We start from the raw sequence: 11,296 nt of genomic DNA, 5'->3' as shown, positions 1-11,296 counted from the left end.
CATTGAATGAATTCGTCATCCTTAACATTTTCAAATGCTGCATCATCTGTTCGTGCGGCTGACCGGCTAACGCCACCTTTCTTCCAAGGTCATGTGAGCCCGCGCCGAACACGCCCTTTAGAAACAGTTCGAGATGAAAGTTCGTCGCGAAGTAATTGCGATCGAGCGCATGAAAAATGGCTTCTTCCGTGGCTCTGGCCCAGCCTTTGTGTTCGATCAACCTGCCGAGGAAGTCTTGCGGATCGTACTGTCCCGCATGCCAGATTCCGTGCAGCCCGGCGCGTATGCCCAACAGATCGGCCATGTACTTCACTTGAAGCACGACCGGATTCCACGCGTCGGTAAAGAGAAATCTGTCGCCGTTTTCGACTTCACCGTTAGCGAACAATCGGGCGATGCGAATGGCCTGCTCGCCTTTCCACCGGTTCGTTTCCGCGAAGTTCACGAACGCGCCCGACGTCGTATCGTGAGCCGCAGACTCACCGACGATATTGATGACCTCGACTTGCCGTCCTGCCTGTTCGGCCCATTGCGCAAGCGTGGCAGGCACGCCTTCGAGCCATTCGCACGTGTATCGTGTGGAAAGACTTTCGAGCGACACTACGAATATTTTCATCGTTGCTTTCTCGAATGAATGTGATGAGCACCAGGCGGCCTGAACGATTCGGGCCACCGCGCCTGATGTCTGAAATCCATTCTATGAACGAGCGAGACATTCACCGTCTCTTGCAATCGATGATTATTTTTTCTTGAGCTAAGCGCGAGACGAACGTCCGTGCGGAAGGCGGCGAGCGTTCATCCAAGACTTTTGGGACGAAAAAAAGCCGGCTTCTTGAAGAAGCCGGCTTTGCTAAAAGAATGCGAAACGATGCTGCGTTATAAATTAAGGATGCTTAAGTATCAGAACTGATTCATCGTATTGTCCTTGCCCGCCGCCTTCAACGCTGCTTCGCCGCTGAAGTACTCCTTGTGGTCATCGCCGATATCCGAGCCGGACATGTTCTGATGCTTGACGCACGCTATACCCTGACGGATTTCCTTGCGCTGCACGCCAGCGACATAACCGAGCATGCCCTGATCGCCGAAGTATTCCTTCGCCAGATTGTCAGTTGACAACGCAGCCGTGTGATACGTCGGCAACGTAATCAGATGATGGAAGATTCCCGCTTCACGCGATGCATCAGCCTGGAACGTGCGGATCTTCTCATCGGCGGCGGCGGCCAGCGGCGTATCGTCGTACTCCACGCTCATCAGTTGCGCGCGGTCGTACTTCGACACATCGTCGCCTGCGGCTTTCATCGCGTCATACACCTGCTGACGGAAGTTCAGCGTCCAGTTGAACGACGGGCTGTTGTTGTACACCAGCTTCGCGTTCGGAATCACCTTGCGGATTTCGCTCACCATGCCGCCGATCTGCGCGATATGCGGCTTCTCCGTTTCGATCCACAGCAAGTCCGCGCCGTTCTGCAAGGACGTGATGCAGTCCAGCACGCAACGCGCTTCGCCCGTACCGGCGCGGAACTGGAACAGATTGCTCGGCAGACGCTTCGGACGCAGCAGCTTGCCGTCGCGTTTGATGACCACATCGCCATTGCCGAGTGCGTCGGCGGCGATTTCGTCGCAATCGAGGAACGCGTTGTATTGATCGCCCAGATCGCCCGGCGTATGCGTCACGGCAATCTGCTTGGTCAGGCCCGCGCCGAGCGAATCCGTACGGCACACGATAATGCCGTCGTCCACGCCCAGTTCGAGGAACGCGTAACGGATCGCGCGGACCTTGGCGAGGAAGTCCTCGTGCGGCACCGTCACCTTGCCATCCTGATGGCCGCACTGCTTTTCATCGGACACCTGATTTTCGATCTGGATGCAGCAAGCGCCCGCTTCGATAAACTGCTTCGCCAGCAGATACGTGGCCTCCGCATTGCCGAAGCCCGCGTCGATATCCGCGATGATCGGCACGACATGCGTCACGTGGTTGTCGATCTTCTCCTGAATCGCGGCTTTCGCGGTGCCCGTGGCTGCATCGAGTTGACGGAACAGGCCGCCGAGTTCACGCGCATCCGCTTGACGCAGGAAGGTGTACAGCTCACGAATCAACGCGCTGACGGAGGTCTTTTCGTGCATCGACTGATCCGGCAGCGGGCCGAATTCGGAACGCAGCGCGGCGACCATCCAGCCGGAAAGATACAGATAGCGGCGTTCGGTGCTGTTGAAGTGCTTCTTGATCGAGATCATTTTCTGCTGGCCGATAAAGCCATGCCAGCAGCCCAGCGACTGCGTGTATTTGGACGGATCGGCGTCGTACGCGGCCATGTCGGCGCGCATGATCTTGGCCGTGTACCGGGCGATATCCAGGCCCGTTTTGAACTTGTTCTGCGCGCGCATGCGTGCAGCCGATTCCGGATTGATCGCATTCCACGCGCTGCCTTGTTTCTCCTTCAAACCGGCAACTGCCTTGATGTCGTCTTGGTATTGGGACATGTTTTTCTCCTGAGAGCGAAGAGCGTTTAAGGATGATCAGCGTGTCGCTGGGTTTTTCGAAGCGAATCACATGACTCCATATTAGCGCCGTCCACTCAACTCTTATATAAGACATAAGAGATAATTTATCGTTATTTTTCAGTTACTTGCATATCGTTTTTTGCGATGCAAAACGCACTTTCAAGCGACGAAAACATCCGCGCGCGAAAAATCCCACGTCATTTCACGATGTGAAAGCCGCTTTCGGTCGCTGAATTTTTGATGCCGCCTCAAGTTCGCACGCGCGCACGCGTCCCGCCGATACTCCGCGCAAGCGTCAGAAACGCAGCGAGATACTCGATCTCCCGATCCGACTCGCGCACGCCCAGATAGATTTTTTTGGCGATGCCCTTCTTGCCCAACTTGACGGGCGTAATCGGCATGCGGTCGGCGTACTCCTCCGCGAGCCAGCGCGGCAACGCAGCGACACCGCGATCGCTGGCGACCATCTGCATCATGATGTCGGTGGTTTCGATCGTCTTGTGCCGTCGCGGCATGACGTTCGCGGGCGACAAAAACTGCGTGTAGATATCGAGCCGATCCGTTTCGACGGGATACGTGATCAGCACTTCCGAAGTAAGCTGTTCCGGCGTGATATACGCAGCCGATGCCAGCGGATGCCCATCAGCCACCACCAATACCTGCTCATAATCGAACACCGGCACGAAGCGCAGACCGTCCTTTTTCAGCGGATCAGGCGTGACGAGCACATCGATATCGAAGCCAAACAGCGCACCGATACCGCCGAACTGAAAGCGCTGCTTCACGTCCACATCCACATCCGGCCAGTCCTTCAGATACGGCGACACCACGCGCAGCAACCATTGATAGCACGGGTGACATTCCATTCCGATGCGCAGCGTGCCGCGTTCGCCCTGCGCGTATTGCTTCATACGCAATTCGGCTTGTTCGAACTGAGGAAGCATGCGGTTCGCCAGCCCCAGCAAATATTGCCCCGCCTGCGTGAGGCGCAGCGAGCGCCCTTCGCGCGTCCATATTTCCGTGCCCAAATACTGTTCGAGCTTCTTGACGGTATGACTCAACGCCGACTGTGTGAGATTGAGCACGTCGGCCGCAGCGGTCAGCGAACCCTGACGCTCCACTTCCCGCACGACCCGCAAATGATTGCGCTCGAGCATTTCCGCTCCATGAAAAACATTAATCGATGTATGAAAACAATCCATTTTTCTTCATACATCGAAAATTCTATCATCGTGTCCAATTACTTCTTCACGGACGACACGCAACATGGCTACGACACATAATCTGGGATTTCCGCGCATCGGCGCAAAACGCGAATTGAAGTTCGCGCTCGAAAAGTATTGGAAAAGCGAGTCATCGCGAGAAGAACTGAAGGCGACCGCCGCCAACTTGCGTGAGCGCCACTGGAAGGATCAGGCGCGTTTGGATTACGTGCCCGTCGGCGATTTCGCGTTTTACGATCAAGTGCTCGATATGAGCTTTACGCTCGGCAATCTGCCCGAGCGCGTCCGCGATTTCCACGGCGATACGCTCGACAACACTTTCCGCGTCGCGCGTGGCCGGTCGGCCGCCAGCGCCGAAGAACACGCGGCGTGCTGCGGCGGCGTGGCGGCGGGTGAAATGACCAAGTGGTTCGATACCAACTACCACTACATCGTCCCGGAATTCGATGCGAACACGCAATTCAAGCTGGATATCTCACGCCTGATCGAACAAGTGGCGCAGGCGCGCGCGGTCGGCGTGAACGTGAAGCCGGTGATCATCGGGCCGGTCACGTATTTGTGGCTCGGCAAGGCGAAGGACGAGTCGGACAAGCTCGAACTATTGCCGCGCATTCTGCCGGTGTATGCCGCATTGCTAGATCACTTCGCGGCGCAAGGCGTGGACTGGGTACAGATCGATGAACCCGCGCTCGTCACCGAACTCGATCCGAAGTGGCAAGCCGCCTTCGTCGCGGCGTACGACGTGCTATCGGCGCGCCGCGTGCGTTTGCTGCTGGCGACTTATTTCGGCCAGTTGCAGGGCAATCTGCCGCTCGCCTGCAAACTGCCCGTCGATGGCCTGCATATCGATGCGATCAACGCACGCGACGAGATCAAAGAGATCGTCGCTCAGTTGCCGGATACATCAGTCTTGTCGGTCGGCGCGATCAATGGCCGCAATATCTGGAAAAGCGATCTGACCGCAACGCTCGACTGGCTCGAACCGCTGCACGCGCAACTCGGCAAACGCCTTTGGATTGCGCCATCGTGTTCGCTGCTGCACGTACCGGTTGATCTGGATAGCGAAGTAAAGTTCGACGCCCAAATCAAGTCGTGGCTCGCGTTCGCGCTGCAAAAGCTCGATGAACTCGATGTGCTTGCGCGCGCATTGAACCACGGCCGCGAATCGGTGAAAGACGCGCTTGCCGCCAATGCCGCTGCGATCGAGAGCCGCCGTCAATCGCCGCGCGTGAACAATCCTGCAGTCAAGGCTTCGCTCGCCGAACTCGATGCATCGCTCGGACAACGAAATAATAGCTACGAAGATCGCGCGAAGAAGCAGGCCGCGATTCTGGGTCTGCCCGCGTTTCCGACTACGACCATCGGCTCGTTTCCGCAGACGAGCGCGATCCGTCATGCGCGCAGCCAGTTCAAGGCAGGCGAACTGGATGCCGCTGGCTACAAGTCCGCGATGGAACAGGAGATCAGCCGCGCGGTGAAGGAACAGGAAGCGCTGGGTCTGGATGTGCTCGTCCACGGCGAAGCGGAACGCAACGACATGGTCGAATACTTCGGCGAACAACTCGATGGCTACGCATTCAGCCAGTTCGGCTGGGTGCAGTCGTACGGTTCGCGCTGCGTGAAGCCGCCAATCCTGTTCGGCGATATCAGCCGCCCGAAAGCGATGACCGTCGAGTGGACCAAGTACGCGGCGTCACAAACGAGCAAGCCGATGAAGGGCATGCTGACCGGTCCCGTAACGATTCTGAACTGGTCGTTCGTGCGTGACGATCAGCCTCGCTCGGTGTCGTGCTATCAACTGGCGCTCGCCATCCGCGAAGAAGTGCTCGATCTGGAAAAGGCCGGCGTGCGCGTGATTCAAATCGATGAAGCCGCGTTGCGCGAAGGTCTGCCGCTGCGCCGCGCGCAATGGGAGGAGTATTTGCGCTGGGCGGTGGAATCGTTTCGGATTACTGCGAATGGCGTGCAGGACGAAACGCAAATCCACACGCATATGTGCTATTCCGAGTTCAACGACATCATCGCGTCGATCGCGGATATGGATGCGGATGTCATCACCATCGAAACATCGCGCTCGGACATGGAACTGCTCGACGCATTCGATGACTTCAGTTATCCGAATCAAATCGGACCGGGCGTGTACGATATTCACTCGCCCAATATTCCGAGCGAGGAACACATCGTCAATTTGATGAAGAAGGCGGCGGAGCGTATTCCAGCCGAGCGCCTGTGGGTGAATCCGGATTGCGGTCTGAAGACGCGTCAGTGGGAAGAGGTGATTCCTGCGCTGAAGAACATGGTCGCGGCGGCGCAGACGTTGCGGCAGTCCGCCTGACCAATCCATCAGAACGTCGTGCGCAGGCCGACCATCACGCTGCGTCCGCCTTCCGGCGCGATATCGCGCACCACCGAACTCGCGTATCGAATGTCCTGATTGGTCAGGTTGTCGCCGCGCACGTAAGCGAGCCAGTGCGTTTCGCCGACGTGGAACTTGTAGGTGAGCATCACGCCGAGTTTGGTGTAGCTCGCGGTCGGCAAATCGTCTTCCGGCACGCGGTGCTGCGCCCACGCGTGTTCCATCTCCGCGCGCGCGCCAAACGGACCGTAGCCGTAGTCCAGCGCCACGGTCGCGCGCAGCGGCGAAATGCGTGGCAGCGGCGAGCCAGTGTCCATATTGCGGGCGTGCGTGTAGTCGCCGACCAGCGAGAAATCGACCTTGTGCGCGCCCTGCTCGAAAATGCGCCACTTGCTGTCCCATTCGATGCCGTAAAACTCCGCCCGCACGCCGCGATACACCGCCTCGTTCAATGCGCCGTCGGTGCCTGCGGGAACCGGCTCGTCGTCGTCATCGACCAGACGGCCGGTGTTGTACTCGGTGAGATAGTTGCGGAAGCGGCTGTAGAACACGCCGACGCTGCCCTTGTTCGGACCGCTCGCGTAACGCAGCGAGAGATCGCCCGAAATGGCCTTTTCCTTTTGCGCGTCCGGATTGCCGATCAGATACTGCCCGGTCGCGTCGTGCGGCCCATTGGCGAACAACTCGTACAACGCGGGCGCGCGCTCGGTATAAGCGATATTGCCCGCCACCGCCCACGCCGGCGTCAGCTTGTACAACGCACCAAGCGATGCGCTCGCCGCGTTGAAATCGCGCGTGGTGGCGCTTGCGAACTTCTCGTTGCCCGCCGCCGTCGGATCTTGCCTGACGTGCTCGTAACGCGCGCCTGCGCTCAGCTTGAACGCATCGGTGACGTTCCATTCTTCGAGGCCGAACAGCGCGACGTTGGTCGTCTGCGTGGTCGGCACGAGCGCTTCATCGCCGAGTGCGGAGAACGTGTTCTGGCTGAGCTGCACGCCAATCGCGCCCTCCAGCGGCCCGATCTTGCGATGCCGCGCCTCGATGCGCGCTTCGTAGCCATGATTGCGGAAAGTCGTGCCGGTCACGCCATCGTCGATTTCCTTATGTTCGTAGTCCGTATAACCGAAATCGAACTTCAGTTGCGAGAACGGGCCTTTCAGATTGCGCACTTCTGACGCGAACGCAACGTGATCCTGATGCATGCGCAGACGCACGTCGTCTTCCGCGACGGAGCCGTAGTTTGCCTCGTAGCCGTTGTAGGACAAGCCCGCGTAACCGTCCGCCCACGTGTACGCGCCGCCGACCGCGCCGCCGTGCCAGCGGCCATCGCTGTTCGGGATGCTGCCGTAGGCCTCGTCCGCGTCCGGGCCATCGAGCGCGCGCTGGCGATCCGAATGCGCGAAGCCGGGAATGCGCTCCTTACTGGTTTCGCGGTCGAAGGCATCGACGTGGAAGGCGAACTGGCCGTTGCCGCCTTCGACCATCGCTTCGCCTGCGCGCGCGTTGTTCGCGCCACCGTAGCTGGCATCCACTGCGCCGTCCACGCCCTTGATCGGCTCGCGCGGAATGCGATTGTCGATGGTATTCACCACGCCGCCGATCGCGTTGCCGCCGTACAAGAGCGCGGCCGGCCCGCGCACGATCTCGACGCGCTCGATGGTCAGCGGCTCCTGCGGCACCGCGTGATCGTAGGACAACGACGACGCATCCCACGCGGCGACGCCGTTTTGCAGCAGACGAATGCGGTCGCCGTCCATCCCGCGGATGATCGGGCGTCCGACCATCGGACCGTAAGTCGTCGTCGATACGCCGGGCAGTCCGTTGAGCGTTTCGCCGAGCGAGTTGGTTTGCCGGCGCGTCAGTTCATCGCCGTACAAGGCGGTGGCGGGCGCGATCAGGTCGGTATCGCCCAGCGGATTGGCGGTGACGAAGACGGGCGCAAGCGCGCCACCGGGGATCGGCGCGGCGCTTGTCGCCGTATCCTGCTGCGCCTGAGCGATGACGGCGAAGCACGCCAGCGAGAGTGGCGAAAGGCGTTGGAGGTTCTTTTTCACGTGGTCGTTGGTTTATTTCGTTCTGATATCGCCCGCGTCGCCCACGCAACAATATATCGTTGCATAATGCGAACGCGGTGCTCACACCGAAATTCCGGCACCCTCCGATGTGCGAACGCAATGTTATATCATTGCATTAATAGCGTAAAGATTCGTTGCAACCTGCCTACACCCGTATTTTTCAATCGCCCTGGAGTCGTCTATGAAGTTCGTTTCAATCGCAGCGCTTGTCGCGTCATTCGTCGCGGCCATGTGCGTCTCGCTGCCCGCAACCGCCGCGTCGCCTGTCAAAGTCGTGGCCGCCGAGAATTTTTATGGCGATGTGGCGCGTCAGATCGGTGGATCGCACGTTCAGGTCACGAGCATCCTGAGTAATCCTGATCAAGATCCGCACTTGTTCGAAGCGAGTCCGAGTGTGGGCAAAGCGCTGGCCAACGCGAAAATCGTCGTCTATAACGGCGCGGACTACGATCCTTGGATGGACAAGCTGCTGTCGGCATCGAAGGCAACGAACCGGCAGACGATCGTCGTGGGTGAATTGCTCAAGAAGAAATCGGGCGATAACCCGCATCTCTGGTACGAGCCGGACGCCATGCCGACTTACGCGCGCGAACTCGCGTCATCATTGCAGACGAGCGATCCCGCGCATGCAGCGGATTACACGAAGAATCTGAACACGTTTCTGGCATCGCTCAAGCCGATCGACGCGCGCGTCGCCGCGATCAAGTCGAAGTACGCGGGCACGCCGGTGACCGCCACAGAACCGGTTTTCGGCTATATGGCGCAGGCGCTCGGCCTCGATATGCGAAACGATAAGTTCCAGCTTGCCGTCATGAATGACACGGAACCATCGGCGTCCGATGTGGCGGCTTTCGAGAACGATCTGAAAAGCCACAGCGTGCGCGTGCTGTTCTACAACAGTCAGGCCAGCGGCGGCGCGGCCCAACGCATGCGCGATCTTGCGCTCAAAGTCGGCGTGCCTGTCGTGGGCGTCACCGAGACCGCGCCCGCTGGGAAGACGTATCAGGCGTGGGTGCTCGATGAACTGAACGCGGTCGAGAAGGCGCTTTCCAAAAGCGCGAAGTAAGCGCCAAACTCGAGGCGTCGGCCAAGGCTATGAGGTCTGACGCGCATACGGCCTGAACACGGCGCGATCCGCCAGCCACACGGCGATCATCGTCGCGCCCATCAGCGGGAAGATCACGGCGAGCAGGACCATGCCGGCTTTCCAGCCGCGCATCGGCGGGGCCGCACGTTCGCGCGACGGTGCGCCGACCGACTTCGCGGGGCGGCGTTTCCACCACATCACGAAGCCCGTCACGGCAAGCGATGCAAGCCCGAGCGAGATTGCCGCGCAAATGATCTGATTGGCCAGCCCGAAATAGCGGCCCATATGCAGCGCCGTGCCGTACGACACCGCTTTCGACACCGCGCCGTAGTCCTCATAGCGGATATCCTTCATCACCGCGCCGCTGTATTGGTCGATATAAATGGTCCGCTCCGCTTTCGGATCGGCGGGAAAATACGACACCGTGTAGACCCCGTCCGCCGATCGCGGCAGCGCGATCTCGTAACCGCCGTCGATCCCTTCCCGGCGCATCATTCCGATCACGCGATCGATACCGATGCGCGCGCCGCTTTCGCCTGCGGCCAAGCTCGGCACCTTCACTGCGCCGACCGCCCACGGCACGTTGGCAAGCGGCATGTCATCCATCGTCATGCCTGGCATCGATTCCATCTCGCTCATGTGATGATGGCCCGCACTCGGCGTGTGCGTCTGCGTCTGCGCCGATGCGCTTTGCCCCGGCACGGCCGATCGCAACGGCAAGCCGCCCCACGAACCCTCGGGCGCACCGAGATTGGCGCGGGTCGAGAGCGACTTCAAACCCTGTCCCCACGATCCCGTCCACGGCAGACCCGAGAGCACGAATGCCGCCGCGCCGATCGCCAGCCAAATACCAATCGACGCATGCAGGCTCTTCCAGAACGCCCGGCCCGTCAGCGTCAGATCGGGGACGAACGCGCGGCTCATGCGCGCCGCGCCCTGCGGCCACCATAACGCGATGCCCGTGCCGATCATCACCAGCGTCCAGCACGCCACCAGTTCCATCAGCAACTCGCCGAACTTGCCCAGCAAGAGCTTGCGATGCAGCATCCGCGTAACCTGCATGAAGCGATTATCGATGCTCAGCGTGCCGAGCACATCGCCGCTATACGGATTGACGTACACGCTCTGGCTTCCCTGCTGCGGCACACGAAACACGAATTCGGCGCTGCGATCCGGCGCATTAGGCACGCGCACGCTCGTGGCCTGCGCGTTCGCGGGCATCGCGGCCTGCGCGCGTGCAAGCAACGCGTCCTGACTCAGCTTCGGCGCGGCTTCCGGCTGCACGATCATCCGATGCGGATACAGCAACGGCTCGATCTGCGGCTGAAAGCAGTACAACGTGCCCGTAATCGCCAGCACGACGAGAAACGGCATCACGAATAAAGCTGCGTAGAAATGCCATCGCCACAGCGTGCGATAGCCGTTACCGGTCTTCGGCGCGGTGGCCGTGGCGTCCTTGAACGTAGTGGACATGTTTGCTCCTTTTCCCTACCGGCGCGTCGCGTTCGGCGCGCCTTGGTTCGTCAATGGATAAGCGCGTCCGGACTCGCGTGCGGACGTCAGATAAAGCGGCTTATCAGGCGAACAAAGGCGGCGCGCGCGTTGGCGGCCTGAAGTGGAGAAGAAGCGCGCGTATCGGCGCGGATCGTGGGAGACGCCACGATTCACGCAGCCTAAGAGGCGCGAACAGGAAGAAAAGTACGACGATGCTTGCGAGCGCGGTGGCGAGCGCCCCGCTGAAGGCACATAAATCGCCGGTATGGCTTATGGCGCCCGCGTCGTCATGTTTGTGATCCATCGGCATGGCCATATCCGATGCGTCCGACATATCCATGCCGGGCATCGCCTGCATGGCGTCGTCGTCGTGCATCGATGGTGCGACGAGCATCACGCCGTGGCCCGAGCACAGCATCAGGACAGCGCCGCCCGCATCATGATCCGGATCGATCATGACGATGCTCGAAAGCAAGGCTCGCGCGAGCAGCACGCCAAACACCATTGCCAGCAGAGCGTGCCGCATTGCGCCGCCTCGCCGGATCAGGTGGCGAAGGGC

The 11,296-nt window shown here is 59.9% G+C and carries 8 protein-coding genes; 2 read left to right on the top strand and 6 right to left on the bottom strand.

Annotation, left to right across the window (positions count from 1 at the left end):
• The 3 genes from P7F28_RS01740 to P7F28_RS01730 form a co-directional block, all read right to left on the bottom strand.
• A partial coding sequence (locus tag P7F28_RS01740) for a hypothetical protein (protein WP_277182712.1) occupies positions 1-616 on the bottom strand: 616 nt, incomplete at its 3' end.
• Positions 617-900: 284 nt separating this feature from the next.
• On the bottom strand, positions 901-2,481 hold the full coding sequence (locus P7F28_RS01735) for an isocitrate lyase (RefSeq protein ID WP_277182710.1): 1,581 nt from the start codon (positions 2,479-2,481) through the stop codon (positions 901-903).
• A 269-nt stretch (positions 2,482-2,750) separates the two neighbouring features.
• The gene (locus P7F28_RS01730) at positions 2,751-3,704 is read right to left on the bottom strand and encodes a LysR family transcriptional regulator (protein WP_277182708.1); all 954 of its coding nucleotides are present in this window, start codon (positions 3,702-3,704) and stop codon (positions 2,751-2,753) included.
• Positions 3,705-3,768: 64 nt separating this feature from the next.
• On the opposite strand from P7F28_RS01730, the gene metE reads away from it, so the two are divergent.
• Positions 3,769-6,060, top strand: a complete 2,292-nt coding sequence (gene metE, locus P7F28_RS01725; RefSeq protein ID WP_277182706.1) for a 5-methyltetrahydropteroyltriglutamate--homocysteine S-methyltransferase — start codon at positions 3,769-3,771, stop codon at positions 6,058-6,060.
• Between the two features lie 8 nt (positions 6,061-6,068).
• Here the strand turns inward: metE and P7F28_RS01720 are convergent, their stop codons facing one another.
• Entirely contained in the window at positions 6,069-8,135 is a 2,067-nt protein-coding gene (locus P7F28_RS01720) for a TonB-dependent receptor (protein WP_277182704.1), read from the bottom strand.
• Positions 8,136-8,337: 202 nt separating this feature from the next.
• Here P7F28_RS01720 and P7F28_RS01715 point away from each other — a divergent pair, with 202 nt between their 5' ends.
• Positions 8,338-9,222, top strand: coding sequence for a metal ABC transporter solute-binding protein, Zn/Mn family (locus tag P7F28_RS01715; RefSeq protein WP_277182702.1), 885 nt, complete (start codon positions 8,338-8,340; stop codon positions 9,220-9,222).
• A 27-nt stretch (positions 9,223-9,249) separates the two neighbouring features.
• Here the strand turns inward: P7F28_RS01715 and P7F28_RS01710 are convergent, their stop codons facing one another.
• A complete protein-coding gene (locus P7F28_RS01710) occupies positions 9,250-10,716 on the bottom strand; it encodes a PepSY domain-containing protein (RefSeq protein WP_277182700.1) in 1,467 nt (488 codons plus the stop codon).
• Positions 10,717-10,819: 103 nt separating this feature from the next.
• Positions 10,820-11,296 (bottom strand): hypothetical protein (locus P7F28_RS01705; protein ID WP_277182698.1); only part of this gene is annotated, 477 nt, incomplete at its 5' end.

The sequence above is a fragment of the Caballeronia sp. BR00000012568055 genome (genome assembly GCF_029439455.1).
Taxonomy (GTDB): Bacteria; Pseudomonadota; Gammaproteobacteria; order Burkholderiales; family Burkholderiaceae; genus Caballeronia.
The sequence above is the reverse complement of the archived record's forward strand: the minus strand, read 5'-3'. Positions and strand labels throughout refer to the sequence as shown.